The sequence below is a fragment of the Sorangiineae bacterium MSr11954 genome (assembly GCA_037157815.1).
GTDB classification, from domain to species: domain Bacteria; phylum Myxococcota_A; class Polyangia; order Polyangiales; family Polyangiaceae; genus Pendulispora; species Pendulispora albinea.
Map to the genome: position 1 here is coordinate 6,080,125 of CP089984.1, position 17,347 is coordinate 6,097,471.

Sequence of the window (17,347 nt, forward strand, 5' to 3'; positions counted from 1 at the left end):
ACCTACCGTCGGAAGCCGCCGCCGCCCCCGCTCGCAGGCGAATTCTTCTCGACCATCGTAAAGACCGCGGTCTGATCCTCGTCTTCCTCACTGAGCTTTCGCAGCAGATCCCCTCGGTCACTGCGCGGAACCCCCAGGCGCGAGGCCGGCGCCTCGTACTTGCCCGAGCCCCCAAGGCTCGACTCCGGACCGGAGCTCGAGACCCCCGGCAACGGAGGGAGCGGAGGAATGGCCACGCCATGCAACGTGGTGCCGCTGGTGCCACCGGACGCCAAGGTGCCGGGTTGGGACGACGTGCTGGACGCCGAAGGCTCCTCGTCCGACGAGGGATCGTCGTCGATGATGACGACCATGCCGTCGTCGGTCAACGTGCCCACCTCGGTCTCGCCCACCAGGACCTCGGGCGTGTCGGTGAGGCGCTTGCGCGGCGTGGCCTCCGCCCCGCCGGCCTCGGACGTCGGCCCGGAGCTCAACGGATCCAGCGATAGATTGGAGAGGCTTCGCTCGATGTCCGAGTCGGCGATGTGGACCAAGCCGACCTTGAGCGCCAGCGCGTCGAGGGCCCCGATGAGCACATCGTTCGGCGTCTGCGACACCAGCTTGTCCCAGCCCACGGCGGCCAAGATCCCGCGCGGCGAGCCGTCGCCCGATTGATGGATCTTCTTGAGCCACTCGGTCAAATCGGCCTTGGTGAGGCCCTCGGCGATGACATCGGTGCCCCGTAGCTTGCCGCCGCGACCCTCCACGGTGTCGAGGAACCATCGCGCATCGAAGAGGCCAAGCTCGTAGCCGGTCTCCAGCGCCTTGTGGATGGCTTTCTTGGAGAGCTTTCCCCCGCGCCAGAACGTCCACCAGGAGGAGAGCGGGACCCAGCGCACCACCACGTCGGGCGGCAAACCCAGCTCGAACGCCCCGTGATCGACGTCACCCGCCACCAGCGCGTCGTGCACGACGGATTCGACCTTCTCGTCGGTGTCACGCACGGCCGCCTTGAGCCCGCGAATGCCCCAGTGGGCGAGGATGGGACCGCGCACGTCGTTCGGCAGATAGCGAAAGAGTTGGTCTTTCGCCTTCTCGTCGTCGTACGCGAAGAAGTGGTTCAAAAACTCCTGGCTGGTACGAACCCGTCCCTCGGGGGTTCGTCGATGTTCTTCGACCGCTAAGCAGAACTTCGGAACAGCGGCGTTGAGATCGTTCTTCGTCTGAGGCTTGTCCAAGGAGACCTCCGGCGCGCGGGGCGTGCGAAAAAGGATCCTAACTGTTGCGTCGCGACTTGTCTCTACGCGCATGTTACCGACCTCTCGCACTTCCACCCCGCCCGCCGCCGTCCTCCCGCGCACGTGACCGTGACCGCGCCCGCCCACGTGCTCGATCGGAGCTCCGGTGACCCCACCGAGGCCAACGAAGCGAACGTAAGCAGCCTTCGAAAATTTACAGCCGGTTGATCAGCGCATCGCCCAGGGAGGGCTGGTCGATTTTTCCGAACCAGATCCGCCAGGTCGCCTTCATGAAATCGATGCCCGCCACCGTCGCGCTCGCGCCACCTTGCACGGCGAGCGTGGTCGTCTTCTTGTCCGCGTCGTAGGTGATGGTGACGATTTGGTTTTCTTTGAGCTCCTTCTGGAAGACGCCCAAGAACGGCCCAATCTTCGCTTGGTCGTTGAAGCCGTTCATCGCATAGGCCTCGGTGAGGGCGTTGCGGATCTTCTCGGAGTCCACGTCGCGCTTCATCTTCCAGATGAAACGCTTGCTGATGTCGGCGTCGATGACCGCCTGCTTCGTCTTGGCCGGCGGCAGCTCTTTCATCTCGTGGCCGATGGCATAGACATCCACGCTGGCGAACAGGATTTTCTTTTGCCGAACGCCGTCCCCCGTGTGGTAGTAACCGTTCGAAAGTCGCTCGAGCGCGAAGGCGTTCGCGACACAACAAGCTAGACAGGCCAGAGCTAAAACGAGCGTCAGACAGAGGCGACGTTTGGCGATTTTCATGATTCTCCTCGTGAGGGCTTCCTCCCCACACTACACCAACGGCTCGGTCGCTACCCAGCCGTACTGTGCAGCTAGGACCGCAGCCGTATAGACGGTGAAGTCGCGCGAGGCTTCATTCCAGACGAAACAAAAATCCGCGTAAAGTGATCCGGCACATGGGCTCTGGAGCACAACGGTCAATCCTGGTTGTCGACGACGACGCCGACATCCGCGAAACCTTGAGCATGATCCTCGAGGACGAGGGCTACACGGTCGCGTGCGCTTCCAATGGACGTGAAGCGCTCACTTACCTGCGTGAGCTATGTGCGCGGGGCGACAATCCCCCGCCCAACCTCATTTTGCTCGACCTCATGATGCCCGTCATGGACGGGGCGGAGTTCTGCCTTCACCAGCGCCAAGATCCGCGGCTAGCAGAAATTCCCGTTGTCATCGTTACGGCATCCGGCCAAGCCAAGGAACACGCCTCCGCACTTCATGCGAAGGCGTTCATCTACAAACCGCTCGCGCTCGATACGCTGCTCGAAAAAGTCGAGCAATGTTGCTCGGCTCCGCGACCGTAGCGCCTATCGTGTTGGCCGCGTTGGCCGCACTCGCAGCGGCTATCGCGTTTGACGCGTTTTGCGCGCTCGCAGCGGCTAACGCGTTGGCCGCGTTTTGCGCGTTGGTCGCAGCGATCAGCTGGCCGGCTTCGCCTTGGCTTCGGCGGCGAGCTTGGCCTCGTTCTTCACGCGCCACTCGGCGAGCTGCTTGGTGCGACGGGCCTTCTTCTTGTTACGACGGGGGGAATCTTGGGGTGTGCTCATGGGCGCGACCGTATAGCACCAAATCGGCTATCTCGCCCACGTCGGCCACTGGGCCGACTCGGAGCCGAGGCGGCTCTCCCGGGACATGGAGTCGAGCCATAGGTCGATGGCGGCCGTGGCGGGCTCCTCCCAGCGCATACGCGCAAAGCGCGCGAGGAGCTGCGGCGCATGGTCGCCCGTGCGCGTGCGCTCACCGTACGCGGTGCGTGCCAGCTCGATGTCCTGCGCGGCCTCGACCCAGCGCCCTTCGCTCTGCGCCAGCCAGGCGCGCGTGAGGTGGCGGTGCTGGCGCGGCTCCGCCTCGTCCAGCACGATGGCGTCGCACGCCGCGAGCAGCGCGGAAGCACCCGGCTCGCCGCGGGCCAGCGCGACCTGCGCCAGGAGCAGCTTGGCCTCCACGTCGCCCCACGGATCCTTGAGCGTGTCGTAGAGGCGGCCGGCGACCTTCGCGTGCGAGGCGCCCGCGGTGTAGTCCTCGGTGTCGATGGCGATCATCGCCAGGAGGCGCTCGCACGCCGCCTCGCCGCGCGGGTTTTGCAGCTCGCGGAACGAGGAGCGGGCCGAGAGCGCCCGGGCGCGCGCGCGCTCGAAGTCGAAGGCGCGGTGATCGGCGTGGCCGAGCACCACGTCGCACTGCGCGAGGCCGAGGCGATAGCCCATGGCGTCGAACTCCGCGCGGGCCTCGATGAGGAGCTCGCGCGAGAGATCGTAGCCGCCGACGGCGGTGGAGATCATGGCCATCAAGATGAGGCACTGCGCGCGCCCCAGCGCATCGCCCACGGCGCTGCAGCGCACGCTCGCTTGATGCAGCACGTCGCGCGCCCGCGCGTGCTCGCCGAGCAGGTAGTCGATCTCGCCGAGCACCACCTGCGCTTGCGCGTACCCGGCTTCGTCGCCCTCGCGCTCGAAGTGCGAGAGGGCTTGCACCACTTGGAGCCGCCCGTGCGCCGGGTGACCAAGGTCCGAGGCGATGTGCCCGAGCAAGCGCAAGGTGTGCGCTTCTCGGCCCAAATCGCCCGCCTCGGCGAAGGCCCGGCGCGCCGTCTCGGCTTGATCGCGGGCCTCCTCGAGCTTGCCCGTGTGCCGCAGCGCCTCGGCGCGCCAATAGGCGTATTCGGCGGCGGTGGTTCCGCTCACATGGCCGGCGAGCAGCTCCAGATCGCGCAAGGTCGCGGCGGTGTCGCGTCCGCGGCGCCAGGAGCCTTGGATGAACTTGAACATCAAGTTGGCCGCGACGTCGTCGTCGCCCGCCTTGAGCAGGTTGGCCACGCGGTGCTTCATGATGCGCCGCGAGCCCACCGCCGGGTGCTTGCCCAGCGCATTGGCGGCCAAGCGGAAGATGGCCGGTGCGTCCTTGCGCTCGTGCAGCCGCACCAAGAGGTGCTCGAGCAAGAGCGCGTGCGGCCAGCGGAATTGGTCGTTGCCCGACGCGAGCAGGATCTGGGCGCGCGTGAGCCCCACCAGCGCGTCGCGCGGGTCCATCCCCAAGGAGGCGACCAAGGTCTTCAACACTTCACCGCGGATGTCTTCGCCCAAGGCCGCGGCGGCATACGCGGCGAGCCGCAGCTCGGTGGGCACCGCGCGCAGGCGCTCGTCCCAGAGCTCGGCGGTGGTGATGGCGCGGCCCAAGAGCGCGCTGTCGGGGACGCGGTACTTCCCCTTCTCCAATTTGAGGTAGCCGCCGCCCGCCCACGCGTGCAGGAGCTGCAGCGCAAACAGCGGGTTGCCGCGGCTCTGGGCGCGCGCGCGCTCCACGGCGGCGTCGTCGAGCGGCAAGGTGGAGCGCAGCAAGGCGTCGGTTTCGTCGCTGGCGAGCGGCTTGAGCTCGAGCACGCGCCCGTTCCACTCGGCGCGCGCGGACTCCATGCGAAGCGCGGCGTCGAGATCGCTCGCCAACGTTTCGCTTCGGGCGGTGGCGATGGCCATCAGCTTGACCTCGCGCCCGCCCGGCCGGCCGATCGACTGGTGCATGCGCCGCAGCACCTCGAAGGTGTTGGGCGAGGCCTGGTGCAGATCGTCGGACCACAGAAGAATGGGGCGATCGCGGCCGATGCGCTCGAAGACTTTGCGGATGACCACCCAGCGGAGCTCGGGGGTGTCGAGCACGAAGCGCTTGCCCGAAGGCCCCAGCGGCGTGACGGTGCCCGGCGGCGTGGGCCGGAGCCACTCGGCGGTGGCGGCCACCCAGGTGAGCTCTTCGTCGTTGTCGGCGGCGACCTCCCAGCGGTTGATCAGGGTCTGCTCGACCAGCGCGCGATCGGCTCCCTCGAGGCCGAAGTGCGCGTTGACCGCGCCCGTCACGCCGTCGAGCGGCGTGGGGATGCGGCCGTAGCGCGCGCGGAGCGGCACCATCATTCCGTGCTCGTGCACCGTCTCGCACAGCCACGAGGCCAGGCGGCTCTTGCCCACGCCCGCTTCCCCGAGCAGCGCCACCAGCGCGCGCGAGGGGCCGCCCGGCGCGGCCATCTGCTCGACGATATCCCACAAAAGCCGTCGCTCTTCCTCGCGCGCCACCAGCGGCGAGGGGCGAAGGCCGAGCAGCCCCGGCGCCAGGGAGCGCGCGGCGGCCACCGCGCGCCCCAGCGCAGGACGCGACGAGGGTGCGACGGGCGGCGCGGGCCCCGCGGCCACCACTTCTTCGAGGGTGGCCGACTCGTTCGGCTTGAAGCGGGCCCACGCGCGCCGGGCGTCGGCCGCGTACTCGTAGCGATGCCACGGGCGCTTCGCGAGCAGCTTCTGCACGTACGGGCTCACGCCCGAGGGGACGCCGGCCGCGAGGGTGAGCGGGGGCACCGGAGTTCGTTTGTGCGCGCGCAGGACCTCCTGCGCCGTCCCCTCGAAGACCTCTTTGCCGACCAAGATGCGGTAGACGATGCAACCGAGCGCGTAGAGATCCGTGGGCGGGCCCACCAAGGTGGCCGCCTTGCGAATCTGCTCGGGCGCGACCCACCCCACGGTGCCGGCGCCCGCGTGCGTGGCCAGCTCGGGCTGCGGCGCACCATCGAGCCGTGGGTCGTGGCGCTGCTGACGAAGCCAGGCGAGGCCGAGATCGAGGATGTACGCGCGCGGCCCCCGCCCCGAGGTCGCCAGATCGAGCATCACGTTGGACGGCTTGAGATCGCCATGGATGACGCCACGTGCATGCGCGTGCGCGAGGCCGGCGAGCACTTGATCGACCAGCGCCCAGATGACCGGCCACGGCAAGGTGGTGGTGTGCATCCACTCGTGCACGCTGCGGCCCGGGAGCGCCTCCATGACCAAGTACGGCGAGCCGTCGGCCAAGGTGCCGAAGTCGCGGGCGCGCACCAACGTGGGGTGCTCGAGGGCGGCCACGGCGCGCGCCTCTTGATGAAACCACCACGTCTCCTCGGGTCGGGTTTGGCCCTTTGCTTCATCCGGCGTGCGCAGCCGTTTGAGCGCGACCCGTTCGCCGCTCACGAGATCGCGACAGAGGTACACGACCCCCATGCCGCCGCGACCGAGCTCGCGAATCACCTCATAGCGCTGCGCAAGCAGCGTCCCAGACTCAGGAGGAATCGATGCCGGTTTGTCGCCCTGCGACATGGTGGGAGCTTAGCTTAAGTCCTCGCGTCGATTCACAGCAGGAATTCGACGCAAATCATGGAAATCGAATCGAACGAAACGAGACCAACACGGGAGCGATCCCGCGGCAACAAAGACGACATCGACCATCGTACAAAAAGATGAACGAACGATGAACGTGGGGGTAAGGCGAGCGCGCGTTCGCTCCTTCGAGAACCGATATGGGACGGAAACCTTCCAGTACGGCCAGCAAAAGACGACCAGGCTGAGTCCAACGTAGGTCAATTCCCCAAAAGCTGCGACAAAATCGCGCCGGTTCGGTTGAACCCGCTCGCCATCCCGGTAAGGTTAGAGGGCTTCACTCTTTCTGACGCGCGGCATTGCCGCGAGGCACCAACCACCAGAGGAGGCACTTCATGTCCAAGTCGAGGTTGCGCCGGTCGCTTGCCATGGGGGCATTTGGAATCATCGGATCCGCGCTTGCCTTTGCGGTCGGAGCTCGATTGGGTTCGAGCTTGGATCACCACACGAAGTCGGTTTCCGTCGCCCGCGTCTCGGTGCAGAGCATGCAGTCGGTGGCGCAGAGGTAGCTGGCCGTACTTCGCCGGAACCCGGGAGCGCAGCCCCCCAACGGGCTTGCGCTCCTGGCGGTTCCCTTTCCATGCTCAGCTCGACATGGGCCGAGCTTGGAGCTCACTCTTCACGTCGGGCTCTCACGTCGCGTTCACGTGGAGACGGGCGTCTCGGTCGACGCCTTGCGCTTCTGCGGCTGCGGCATGGTGTTGAAGACCAGGTCCCAGAGCGGCGACGAGACACCGAAGCCGCCGTCGTGGTCGGCGTGGTGGTGCATCATGTGATGGCGCCGCAGGAACTTGCCGATGCGCGTGGTTTGCTTGAAGTGGTGCACGGCGTAATGGGTGCCGTCGTAAAGGAGGTAGCCGATGACGAAACCGGCAAAGAACGGCTCACCGAGGCGAGGGCCCATGGTGAAGTAGTAGAGCGCGTAGAAGATCACGCCGAGCGGGATGCTCGCGCCCAGCGGCATCACCAACCGATCCTTGTCGTTCGGGAAGTCGTGGTGAACGCCGTGCACCAAGAAGTGGATGCGCCGGCCCAGCGGGGTGTCCTTCGTCCAGTGGAACACGTAGCGGTGGAGCACGTATTCGGCGAGGGTCCACGCGAAGACCCCGAGCAGGAACAAGCCTGCGATGCCCAAACCGGACAGATCGCCGCGCGATGCGCTTCGGTAAACCACGTACGATGAAACGGGAATCCAGGCGATGAAGGGGGTGGCCGGGTGGATGCGCGAGAACCACTCGAGAAAATCGCTCTCGAACATGCGCGTCGTTTCGGGACGCCTCAAATTTGCCTTCGCGGCATTCATCGGAATCGATCCTCGACGCACGAGACCATGTTTCGTCGTTACGCTAGAGAACCATAAGGGCGACGGCAAGCCGAAAAAAGCCCTTTGCCCGGTCGAAAACGACGTGCGCCCCAGGCGGCGCGCCCGGTCTGCTGCTCTGCTCCCCGCCCCGGTCTGGCCTTTCGTGCTGCGTGCGCCGTGCAGGCGTGCGGTGGCTGCAGAAGAACTTCCGTCACCGCGAAATCGAGTTTGCAGCGCCCGTTCGCATGGGACCGCGTGGGCCGCGTCGACGTTAGTTGACGGCCTTGGTGCGGAACTTGGTCTTGTACGACTCTTTGTACTTGTCGTGGCAGGACTTGCACGAGGCCTTGGCGCCCGCCAAGTCCCCTTTGCGGGCGGCATCGCCCCCCGCCTTGGCGATGGCGGCCCACTCCCACGAGGGATCGGGCGAGAGGCCGCCGGACTTGTCGAGGACCTTCGCGAGCGCGGGAAGGTCGTTTGCGGCCAGCGCGGGCCCCATGTTCACGCGCATCCACTTTTGAAGCGGACAGGGGTTGTCCTTCGAGCCGCACGCGGGCGCGTCGCCGGCTCGCGCGGTGGAGGGGAAAACAAGAGAGCCGGCGCCCCACGCGACGGTGCCCATCATCACGGCCGCCACCAGGCCAAGAACCGTCTTGTTCGTCTTCGTCATGCTCGCCTCTCGTTCGAACTCTAGTCGCTCGCGGGCCGTGCACGCCAGTGGGACCCCGATGCCCCACCCCCGGAGCTCCCGCGCTTCCGTGCCCCCGCCGACGCAAACAAGAAACAAGACCGACACGAGCAGTGGAAACCTACGAGCCCGAAGGACGGAGGTGGCCTGTCGTGAATTCAATCAGCCAGGATTGTCGTGTCGTGGTCGCGACAACCGCGATGGCAGAAATCGTCTGCGGGGCGCGACGATTTTTCCCGAAGGATTTCCGAAGAGGGCATGATGGGGAACTTCGCGCCGCTTGACGTCGCCACCAAACTTGTAGGATGCAGGTCCCCCCCATGGCCGACCAGGAGAGGTTCGTGCACGCCGTTCATATCGTTGCCCGTGCTCTCGGCCGTATCAGCAGGGAGCGTGCGCGGGCGGTGGATGTTACGCCCCAGCAGGCGGAGACGTTGCAGCTCATTTTCGAGCGCGGTGCCGTCTCCACGTCGTCGTTGGCCGAGCAACTCGGCATCGATCCATCGACGGCCAGCCGCAACCTGTCCGGTCTCGAGCGCAGTGGCCTTATTTCACGAAAAAAAGGCGCGGACGATGCCCGCCAGACCGACGTGCGCCTTACGCCCCGCGGTAAGCGTATCGCCGAGTCGGTGGCCGCCGGATCGAGCACGTCCTTCGCCGCGGTCCTCGAGCAGCTCCCGCGCGCCGATCGCCAACGGGTGACCGACGCGCTGGAGCTCCTCGCCCGAGCGATTGGCCCCGCGGACGAAGTGTCGCGTTGACGTTTTTGTCAACCCCGCGCTGTTATCGGGTGACCGGGTGCAGTTGGTGCGCCGGGTGCATTTCGATGCAACTGCACCCGCTCGACCTACCTGGTAGTCCTTTGCGACTTGCGCGTGCAGCCGTGAACGCGCTCATCGCGCCGCGTGCTCGTTTCGCGTATTGCGTCTAGCCGCGTGCGGCGTATGCGTCCCCTCGTTGACGTGGGCTCGTAAACATGGTTGGGCGCGTGTCAAGCGCGCCTTCGTGAGGCGCGGGCGATGCTCAATTCAGATAGCGGCCCGAGATGTAGCGAACGGCTTCCGCAGAGGCCGCAGCGATCTGGGCCTGAACATCCGATGGTGAGGCGTCTCCGTCGACCAGGATGCCGTATTGCCCCGCCTCGTCGCTGAAGAAGCCGCCCGGCGGGATCGATGAACGGTCCCGGTCGAACTTCACCGCCTGTACGGGAAGGGCAAAAATACGAGCGCCCACATGGACCTGGACGAACCCGATCAACTTCGCGCCTTGTCCTATTTCTTTCATTACGAGCTCCTCATCCCCGCACCACCCGGAAACTAAGCATCACGCGGGCCAGTGCAATGCGGGCCCCCTCGTGCTGGCGAGATCGGACGGGACGCTTTCGCTGCGTGCCCCATAGGTGTGGGGCATGGCAATCGAGTATCCTTGCGCAGCCTCACGGATGCGCTCGCCCCTCGCTTGGACGTTGGCAGCGGCGATCGTGCACGAAGGGGGTGCCGCTCTCGCTCCATCGATCCTATCGCGTTAAGGCGGTAGCTCCGAGCACCGCGGCTCACTCAATGGCAGGAGGACGACGACGATGCAGATTGCAATCATTGGCCTGGGCAAAATGGGCGGAAACATGGTCAAGCGGCTGCTCCGCGGCGGTCATCAGGTCGTGGCGTACGACCGCGATTCGGCCGCCGTGGATCGCCTGGCCAACGAGGGCGCGACGGGGGCCCGCTCGCTGGAGGACGTCGTCGCGAAGCTGAGTGCACCGCGCGCGGTATGGGTGATGGTGCCCTCGGGCGCGCCGACCGAGAAGACGATCGAGGAGCTCGCGACCTTGCTCTCGCCGAACGACATCGTCATCGACGGCGGCAACTCGAACTTCCGCGACTCCATCCGCCACGCGGCGGCGCTCGCCGAGAAGAAGCTGCGCTTCCTCGACGCGGGCACCTCGGGCGGCATCTGGGGCCTCGAGAACGGCTATTGCCTGATGGTCGGCGGCGACCCTACGGCCTATGCGCACGTGGAGCCGGCTCTTCTCACGCTCGCACCGAAGGACGGCGTCGCCTACCTCGGCAAGGCGGGCGCGGGTCACTTCGCCAAGATGGTGCACAACGGGATCGAGTACGCGATGATGCAAGCCTACGCCGAGGGGTTCGAGCTCCTTCGCGCGAGCGAGTTCGGATACGATCTCGGCAACTTGTCCAACGTGTGGAACCAGGGGAGCGTGGTGCGCTCGTGGCTCCTCGAGCTCGCCGCCAGCGCGTTCCAGAAGAACCCGAACCTCGATGGTCTCAAGGCCTACGTGGAAGACTCGGGCGAAGGACGCTGGACCGTGAACGAAGCGGTCGCGCACGCCGTGCCCGTTCCCACCATCGCCGCCTCCCTGTTCGCGCGCTTCGCCTCGCGGCAGGACAACGCGTTCTCGCTGCGCGTCCTCGCCGCCCTCCGGAACGAATTCGGCGGCCACGCGGTCAAAAAGGCGTAGACGCATCTTTCTCCCTCCCCTCCCCGGACCTGGAGCTCCCTCGATATGACGAACCCGCTTCGCGACAACTCCACCTTCGAACGCCACGCCGATGCCTGCGCCGTCGTCATCTTCGGCGCCTCGGGCGATCTCACGCGGCGCAAGCTGATGCCTGCACTCTACAACCTCGCGTTGGGGCGCTACCTGGCAGGCTCGTTCGCCGTCGTCGGCGTGGCACGGCGCGAGAAATCGCATCAGGAATTTCGCACCGAGATGAAAGAGGCCGTCGGCAAATTTTCCCGGCGGAAACCGGTTGACGAGGCGGTGTGGGGGGATTTCGAGAAGGGCATCAGTTACGTCCCGGGGACCTTCGAGGACAAGGCCACCTACCAGAAGCTGCGCGAGCACCTGGAGACGCTCGACCAGGAGCGCGGGACGCGCAAAAACCGCCTCTTCTACCTGGCCGTCCCGCCGGCCGACTTCGGCGTCATCGCGCAAGGCTTGAAGGAAGCCGGGCTGGTGGCGCCGAGCAACGGCAAAGGCGGTTCGCGCGCGGCGCCCGACGTGCAGCGCAACGGTGCACCGTGGACCCGCGTGGTCATCGAGAAGCCCTTCGGCCACGATCTGGCGAGCGCGCGCGAGCTGAACGCCACCGTGGGCAAGGTGTTCAGCGAGGACCAGGTGTTCCGCATCGACCACTACCTGGGCAAGGAGACGGTGCAGAACCTGCTCGTCTTCCGCTTCGCCAACAGCCTCTTCGAGCCGGTGTGGACGCGCGAGCACGTCGACCACGTGCAGATCACGGTGGCGGAGGAGATCGGCGTCGAGGGCCGCGGCAAATTCTACGAGCAGACCGGGGTCACGCGCGACATCGTCGAGAACCACTTGATGCAGCTGCTCTGCCTCACGGCCATGGAGCCGCCCATCTCGCTCGAGGCCGACGCCGTGCGCGACGAGAAGGTCAAGGTGCTGCGATCGCTCCGGCCCATCGAGCGCTCCTTGGTGACCGAGAACGTGGTGCGCGGGCAGTACGGGCGCGGCTTCGTGCGCGCCGAAGAGGTGCCTGCGTACCGCGAGGAGCCCGATGTCGCGTCCGATAGCGCGGTGGAGACGTACGTGGCCATGCGCATCTTCGTCGACAACTGGCGCTGGGGCGGGGTCCCCTTCTATGTGCGCGCCGGAAAGCGGCTCCTTCGCCGGGTGACCGAGATCGCCGTGCAGTTCAAGAAGGTGCCGCACACGCTCTTCCGACCGGCCGACGGCGGCATCACGCCGAACGTGCTCTCCTTGCGCATCCAGCCCGACGAGGGCATCTCCATCCGCTTCACCAGCAAGGAGCCGGGGCAGACGACCATCCTGCGCGACGTGGCCATGGACTTCCGCTACGGCGCCGCCTTCGGCTCCAACACGCCGGAGGCTTACGAGCGCCTTCTGCTCGACGCCATCCGCGGCGACGCCACCTTGTTCACGCGCTCCGATGAAGTGGAGCACCAGTGGGCCTTCATGGACCGCGTGTTCGAAGGCTGGAACGGCGGCGGCGGCGCGCCCCCGCCCATCTACCCCGCCGGTTCGTGGGGACCGGAGCAAGCCGACGATCTTCTCGCGCGCGACGGGCGCCGCTGGAGGAAACCATGACGCAAGAGGCGCACGACGGGCAAAACGGGCAAAACGGGCAAAACGAGACGGCAGCACGCGAGCCCGCGCGGCCGCGCCCCACGGAGGTCCTCTCGCGGCTCGAGCGCGAGCTGCGCGAAATCTGGAAGCCGCAGCCGGGCGAGCCGGTGAAATCGCGGGTGTGCGCGATGAACCTGGTGGTGGCGTGCAGCTCGCCCAAGCTGGTCGAAAAGTACACGCCCATCGTGGACGAGGTGACTCGGAACATTCCGGCGCGGGCCATCCTCGTGACCATCGATCCGGAGGCGCCGAGCGGCCTCGATGGAGACGCGACCGCCGTCTGCTCGGTGAACGACGGCGCCACCACCACCTGCTCGGAGCGGCTACGCCTGACGGCATCGGGCGCGCTGGCGGCGCGGGCGGGGAGCGCGGTCGAGGCGCTCTTGGTGCCGGACATCCCCACGTCGCTCGTGTGGCTGGGGCGCGTTCACGTGGAGGATCCGGTGTTCCTCCAGCTGGCGCGCGAATCGGAGCGCATCGTGCTCGACACCGAGTACACGTCCCTGACGAGCCTCCTCGCCTTGGCGCGCTGGGGCCGCGAAAAACCGGGGCGCGCGTCGATCGCCGACATGGCGTGGACGCGCGTGGGGCCGTGGCAAGAGATGTTCGCGCGCTTCTTCGACGAGCCAAAGCTTTACGGCCACGCCAAGAAGCTGACCAGCTTGACCATCGCGCAAGCGTCGGAGCCGGGCGCGCGGCTTGGGTCCGAGGGGACGTTGGTGCTCGGCTGGTTGGCGAGCCGCCTGGGGTGGAAGGTGCAGCGGGTGGGCGGGCGCTCGCGCCTTTTGCGGGAGGACGGCGAGGTGGTGAACATCAAGCTGCACGCGGTGCCGCGGCCAATGGGGGTGGCGCCGGCGGCGCTGGCGGGGATGACCTTTGCGGCGGAGGCGGATGGTCTGGTGGCCACGGGCTCCATCGAGCGCACCTTGCGGAGCGGGCTCGAAGGAGCGACCCCCGACGCCGATGTGCTCATCTGGAAGCTATCGGTCGATCTGCCCAGCGCCACCGAGCAAACGGTTCGTTTGAGCACCAACCGCGGCGCGCGGGTGCTCGAGCGCACATTGCACCGTCCGGCCATCGATTTAACCTTGGATGAATCGGCGCGATTCTCCGAGAAGATCGAAGAGGAAGGGTGGATCTGCACATGACGACCAAGGTGGTGCCGGGCATGCTGATCGCCGTCCCCGACGGCATCGCGGTGGCGCGCGAGGCGGCGAGCCGGCTGGCCAAGCTGATCCTCGATGCGCTGGACGCGCAGGGCCAAGCCAGCGTCGCCCTCTCCGGCGGCGGGACCCCCGGCCCCGCCTATGCGCTGCTCCGCGAGGACGCGCGCATCGATTGGTCCAAGGTCGACGTCTTCTTCGTGGACGAGCGCGCGGTGCCACCCGACAGCCCCCGCAGCAACTTCCGGATGGTCCAAGAGGCGCTGCTCGATCACGTGAGCATCCCGCCCGATCGCATCCACCGCATGCGCGGCGAGGCGGCCGATCGCGGCGCCGCCGCCCGCGAGTACGCGTCCCAAATCCGCGCGCGCGTCCGCCACGCCGAAACCGGGATCCCCGAGTTCGACGTGGCCGTCTACGGGGTGGGCGACGACGGCCACACCGCGTCCCTCTTCCCCGGCGAGCCCTCCGTCGACGTAACGGATCGCTTGGTCATCGACGTCCCCTCCGCCGCCAAACGCGAAGCGCGCCTCTCGATCACCGTGCCGCTCATCGAGCACACGCGCGCCGCCCTCATCGTGGCCGTGGGCAAGGGAAAACAAGAGGCGCTCGAGCGCATCTGGTCCACCAGCGGCGACGTGCACCACACGCCGGGGCGGGTGCTCCGCGGGGTGCGCGGCTCGATCACCTGGGTGATCGACAAGGCGGCCGGCGGATTGGGCTGACCATCATCGGCTCACGCCCGACATGACGTCTTCCCGGAGCGCAGTCGCTCACGCCAATACCCGGGTCGTCTCTTTGCATGCGCCACGGCGACAATCACGATTTCGCCCGCACTTCGAAAATGCTGACCGCGCCCGTCGTTACGTCTTCCCGGAGCGCAGTCGCTCGCGCCAATACCCGGGTCGTCTCTTTGCATGCGCCACGGCGACAATCACGATTTCGCCCGCACTTCGACGTGCTGACCGCGCCCCACGTTACGTCTTCCCGGAGCGCAGTCGCTCGCGCCAATACCCGGGTCGTCGCTTTGCATGCGCCACGGCGACAATCACGATTTCGCTCGCACTTCGAAGCATGAAGACGATGAAATAGGGAAATCGATACAGCCGAACGCGCCGCGCACGCGGATCGTCGGGGCTGACGGTGCCGGGGTTTCGCGCATCGGCAATCGCGTGAATCGTGTCTTCGACCGTGACGAAAAAGTCGTCACCGAGGCCGGGCTGTCGCTCCTCGTACCAGCGCGCCGCCGCCTCTGCCTCGAGCCGCGCCGCGAGGTGGAAGCGTACGCGCGCCTTCACGGCCGGCGCACAGCAGTCGCAGCTCGAAGACGGTCGCGAACTTCTTCCCAGTCTTCGAGCTCGGCGGTTCCAGCCTCGATGTCGTCGACACGGCGAGCGATTTCGCGTTTCCAGAGCTCGGGCGCGTCGGGATCGGCGGCCGCGCCTTCGAGGCTCTGAATGAGCTCGAACGTCCGAGCGTCTTTGAGATCTCTGGAGTCGCTCATGCAAAAAACGCTAGCCGAGATTCACCGGATCACCAGAAAATTCTACTACTTCTGGTGAACCCGGCGATTCTCTTATCTTTTTTTTGCGCGCTAGAGCCAGCGCTGGATCGTCTCCGTAACGCTGTCGATCGTCAGCCCGAATTTTTGGGCGAGCACCTTGTCCGGGGCGCTCGCTCCGAAGCGGTCGATGCCCAAGTTGAGGCTGTCCTCGCCCAGGATCGCGCGCCACGGTTCGCTGCGGCCGGCCTCGATGGATACCTTCTTCACGCCGCGCGGGAGGATCGATTCGCGGTAGGACGCGTCTTGCTTCTCGAACTGTTCGAGGCTGAAGGCGCTGACGACGCGGACCTTGCGGCCCGCCTTTTCGAGGCGCTCGCGCGCGCCGGTGGCGAGGTGCAGCTCGCTGCCGCTGGCGACCAAGATGAGATCCGGCTTGCCGCCGGTGGCCTCTTGCACGGTGTAGAGACCGCGCAGCACGCTCTTGGGATCGAAGTCGGCATCGCGCGCGATTTTCGGCAGCTTCTGGCGGCTCAAAGCGAACGCCGTGGGGCCGTGACGGCGGTCCATCGCGAGGGCCCAGGCGGCGGCGGTTTCGAGGGCGTCGGCCGGGCGCACGAAGACGAGGTTCGGAATGAGGCGGAGGGCGAAGTATTGCTCGACGGGTTGGTGCGTCGGGCCGTCTTCACCGAGGAGCACGGAGTCGTGCGTGAAGATCCAGATGCACTGCTGCTCCATCAACGCCGAGAGACGGACGCTCGGGCGCATGTAGTCGCTGAAGATGAGGAACGTGGCGCCGTAGGGGATGATGCCGCCGAAGAGCGCCATGCCGTTGGCCACCGCGCCCATGCCGTGCTCGCGGATGCCGAAGTGCAGGTTGCGACCCGTGAAGTCGCCGCGCGAGACGCCGGCGCTGCCTTTGATGAGCGTCTTGGTCGAGGGCGCGAGGTCGGCCGAGCCGCCGATGAGCGATGGCACCAGCTTGGCCACCGTCTGCTGGATCGCGTTGGAGATGTTGCGGGTCGCGTCTTCCTTCTCCGGCAGCGCCTTCAGCAGCTGCTCGTAGAGATCGGCCGGCACCGCCTTGGCGAGGAAGGCGTCGAGCTCCTTGGCGCGCGCGTCGTTCTCCTTGCGCCAGGATGCATAGCGGGCATCCCACGCCTGGCGCTCCTTGGTGTTGTCGCCCGCGCGCTGCGCGAAGAGGGCGCGCACCTCGTCGGGCACCGTGAACTTCGGGTAGTCCCAGCCGAGCGCCTTCTTGGTCGCCGCGATCTCTTCTTCGCCCAGCGGAGCGCCGTGGGCCTCCGCCGTGTCGTGGGCCGTCGGTGCGCCATTGGCGATGTGCGTGCGCGCCACGATGAACGAGGGGCGCTCTTTTTCGGCGCGGGCGCGCTCGAGCGCCGCGCGGATCTGGCCGCGGTCGTGGCCGTCGATGTGCTGCACGAACCAGCCGTACGCCTCGTAGCGCTTGCCCGCGTCCTCCGAGTAGGCCAGCGAGGTCTCGCCTTCGATGGTGATGCGGTTGTCGTCGTAGAAGAGGACGAGGTTGTTCAGCCCCAGGTGCCCCGCCAAGCTGGAGGCTTCGCCGCTGACGCCCTCCATCAAGTCGCCGTCGCCCGCGATGGCGTACACGTGCACGTCCTTGAACGGCTCGCCGAAGCGCGCCTCCATGAGCTTGGCCGCCAGCGCAAAGCCCACCGCGTTGCCCACCCCCTGACCCAGAGGGCCGGTCGTCGTCTCCACGCCCGCCGTGATGTGGCTCTCGGGGTGCCCCGGGGTCTTCGAGTCCCACTGACGGAAGTTCTCGAGCTCGGACATGGGCAGGTCGAAGCCCGCGAGGTGCAGCATCGAATAGAGGAGCATCGACGCGTGCCCGTTCGACAAGACGAACCGGTCGCGCCCCGCCCAGTGCGGATCCTTGGGATCGTAGCGGAGGTAGCCGGTCCAAATTTCGAACGCAATTTCGGCGAGCCCCATGGGGGTTCCGGGGTGGCCGCTGTTGGCCTTCTGCACGGCGTCCATCGCCAGGGTCTTGATCGTGTTGATCGAGAGGAGGGCGGCTTTGGGATCGTAATCGCGGGGCATCGTCCTTCTTCTTTCCTTCGTTCCGTCGCTTCTTGGTTTAGCGTCTCCCGACGAGAGCGGGC

15 protein-coding genes are annotated in these 17,347 nt (G+C 66.7%); 6 read left to right on the top strand and 9 right to left on the bottom strand.

Features of this window, described 5'->3' with window-relative positions:
• Positions 1 to 2: 2 nt before the first annotated feature.
• Together LZC94_23360 and LZC94_23365 are read right to left on the bottom strand one after the other, a co-directional pair.
• Positions 3 to 1,217, bottom strand: a complete 1,215-nt coding sequence (locus LZC94_23360) for a hypothetical protein (protein WXB20144.1) — start codon at positions 1,215 to 1,217, stop codon at positions 3 to 5.
• A 214-nt stretch (positions 1,218 to 1,431) separates the two neighbouring features.
• On the bottom strand, positions 1,432 to 1,989 hold the full coding sequence (locus tag LZC94_23365; GenBank protein WXB20145.1) for a chalcone isomerase family protein: 558 nt from the start codon (positions 1,987 to 1,989) through the stop codon (positions 1,432 to 1,434).
• Between the two features lie 155 nt (positions 1,990 to 2,144).
• On the opposite strand from LZC94_23365, the gene LZC94_23370 reads away from it, so the two are divergent.
• Positions 2,145 to 2,549, top strand: coding sequence for a response regulator (locus LZC94_23370; GenBank protein WXB20232.1), 405 nt, complete (start codon positions 2,145 to 2,147; stop codon positions 2,547 to 2,549).
• A 270-nt stretch (positions 2,550 to 2,819) separates the two neighbouring features.
• Here the strand turns inward: LZC94_23370 and LZC94_23375 are convergent, their stop codons facing one another.
• The 3 genes from LZC94_23375 to LZC94_23385 form a co-directional block, all read right to left on the bottom strand.
• Positions 2,820 to 6,356, bottom strand: coding sequence for a protein kinase (locus tag LZC94_23375; GenBank protein ID WXB20146.1), 3,537 nt, complete (start codon positions 6,354 to 6,356; stop codon positions 2,820 to 2,822).
• Between the two features lie 703 nt (positions 6,357 to 7,059).
• Positions 7,060 to 7,719, bottom strand: coding sequence for a sterol desaturase family protein (locus LZC94_23380; protein WXB20147.1), 660 nt, complete (start codon positions 7,717 to 7,719; stop codon positions 7,060 to 7,062).
• A gap of 271 nt (positions 7,720 to 7,990) precedes the next feature.
• Positions 7,991 to 8,389, bottom strand: coding sequence for a cytochrome c (locus LZC94_23385; GenBank protein ID WXB20148.1), 399 nt, complete (start codon positions 8,387 to 8,389; stop codon positions 7,991 to 7,993).
• Between the two features lie 422 nt (positions 8,390 to 8,811).
• Here LZC94_23385 and LZC94_23390 point away from each other — a divergent pair, with 422 nt between their 5' ends.
• Positions 8,812 to 9,168, top strand: coding sequence for a MarR family transcriptional regulator (locus LZC94_23390; GenBank protein ID WXB20149.1), 357 nt, complete (start codon positions 8,812 to 8,814; stop codon positions 9,166 to 9,168).
• Positions 9,169 to 9,430: 262 nt separating this feature from the next.
• Here the strand turns inward: LZC94_23390 and LZC94_23395 are convergent, their stop codons facing one another.
• Positions 9,431 to 9,664, bottom strand: coding sequence for a hypothetical protein (locus tag LZC94_23395; protein WXB20150.1), 234 nt, complete (start codon positions 9,662 to 9,664; stop codon positions 9,431 to 9,433).
• A 322-nt stretch (positions 9,665 to 9,986) separates the two neighbouring features.
• Here LZC94_23395 and gnd point away from each other — a divergent pair, with 322 nt between their 5' ends.
• Genes gnd through pgl form a run of 4 tightly spaced genes read left to right on the top strand, consistent with a single transcriptional unit; the run spans position 9,987 to position 14,424 of the window.
• Positions 9,987 to 10,883 (top strand): decarboxylating 6-phosphogluconate dehydrogenase, encoded by an 897-nt coding sequence (gene gnd / locus LZC94_23400; protein WXB20151.1) that lies wholly within the window; start codon positions 9,987 to 9,989, stop codon positions 10,881 to 10,883.
• Between the two features lie 45 nt (positions 10,884 to 10,928).
• A complete protein-coding gene (gene zwf / locus LZC94_23405) occupies positions 10,929 to 12,497 on the top strand; it encodes a glucose-6-phosphate dehydrogenase (protein ID WXB20152.1) in 1,569 nt (522 codons plus the stop codon).
• Positions 12,494 to 13,684, top strand: coding sequence for a glucose-6-phosphate dehydrogenase assembly protein OpcA (locus LZC94_23410; protein ID WXB20153.1), 1,191 nt, complete (start codon positions 12,494 to 12,496; stop codon positions 13,682 to 13,684). The genes zwf and LZC94_23410 overlap by 4 nt, the downstream gene beginning before the upstream one ends.
• Entirely contained in the window at positions 13,681 to 14,424 is a 744-nt protein-coding gene (gene pgl / locus LZC94_23415) for a 6-phosphogluconolactonase (protein WXB20154.1), read from the top strand. The genes LZC94_23410 and pgl overlap by 4 nt, the downstream gene beginning before the upstream one ends.
• 252 nt (positions 14,425 to 14,676) lie before the next feature.
• Here the strand turns inward: pgl and LZC94_23420 are convergent, their stop codons facing one another.
• The 3 genes from LZC94_23420 to tkt all read right to left on the bottom strand — a co-directional run bounded on the left by LZC94_23420 (position 14,677) and on the right by tkt (position 17,285).
• Positions 14,677 to 14,997, bottom strand: coding sequence for a type II toxin-antitoxin system RelE/ParE family toxin (locus LZC94_23420; GenBank protein WXB20155.1), 321 nt, complete (start codon positions 14,995 to 14,997; stop codon positions 14,677 to 14,679).
• Positions 14,994 to 15,203 carry an addiction module protein gene (locus LZC94_23425; GenBank protein WXB20156.1) on the bottom strand — a complete coding sequence of 70 codons (210 nt, stop codon included), beginning with the start codon at positions 15,201 to 15,203 and terminating at the stop codon, positions 14,994 to 14,996. Before LZC94_23425 ends, LZC94_23420 begins: the two co-directional genes overlap by 4 nt.
• A gap of 90 nt (positions 15,204 to 15,293) precedes the next feature.
• Positions 15,294 to 17,285, bottom strand: coding sequence for a transketolase (tkt, locus tag LZC94_23430; protein ID WXB20157.1), 1,992 nt, complete (start codon positions 17,283 to 17,285; stop codon positions 15,294 to 15,296).
• Positions 17,286 to 17,347 lie beyond the last annotated feature (62 nt).

What these genes read in the sequence shown, in the direction of transcription:
- tkt (WXB20157.1), bottom strand. Translation starts at nt 17,285, where the DNA reads ATGCCCCGCGATTACGATCCCAAAGCCGCCCTCCTCTCGATCAACACG.
- zwf (WXB20152.1), top strand. Translation starts at nt 10,929, where the DNA reads ATGACGAACCCGCTTCGCGACAACTCCACCTTCGAACGCCACGCCGAT.
- LZC94_23410 (WXB20153.1), top strand. Translation starts at nt 12,494, where the DNA reads ATGACGCAAGAGGCGCACGACGGGCAAAACGGGCAAAACGGGCAAAAC.
- LZC94_23380 (WXB20147.1), bottom strand. Translation starts at nt 7,719, where the DNA reads ATGAATGCCGCGAAGGCAAATTTGAGGCGTCCCGAAACGACGCGCATG.
- gnd (WXB20151.1), top strand. Translation starts at nt 9,987, where the DNA reads ATGCAGATTGCAATCATTGGCCTGGGCAAAATGGGCGGAAACATGGTC.
- LZC94_23375 (WXB20146.1), bottom strand. Translation starts at nt 6,356, where the DNA reads ATGTCGCAGGGCGACAAACCGGCATCGATTCCTCCTGAGTCTGGGACG.
- LZC94_23370 (WXB20232.1), top strand. Translation starts at nt 2,145, where the DNA reads ATGGGCTCTGGAGCACAACGGTCAATCCTGGTTGTCGACGACGACGCC.
- LZC94_23385 (WXB20148.1), bottom strand. Translation starts at nt 8,389, where the DNA reads ATGACGAAGACGAACAAGACGGTTCTTGGCCTGGTGGCGGCCGTGATG.
- LZC94_23425 (WXB20156.1), bottom strand. Translation starts at nt 15,203, where the DNA reads ATGAGCGACTCCAGAGATCTCAAAGACGCTCGGACGTTCGAGCTCATT.
- pgl (WXB20154.1), top strand. Translation starts at nt 13,681, where the DNA reads ATGACGACCAAGGTGGTGCCGGGCATGCTGATCGCCGTCCCCGACGGC.
- LZC94_23365 (WXB20145.1), bottom strand. Translation starts at nt 1,989, where the DNA reads ATGAAAATCGCCAAACGTCGCCTCTGTCTGACGCTCGTTTTAGCTCTG.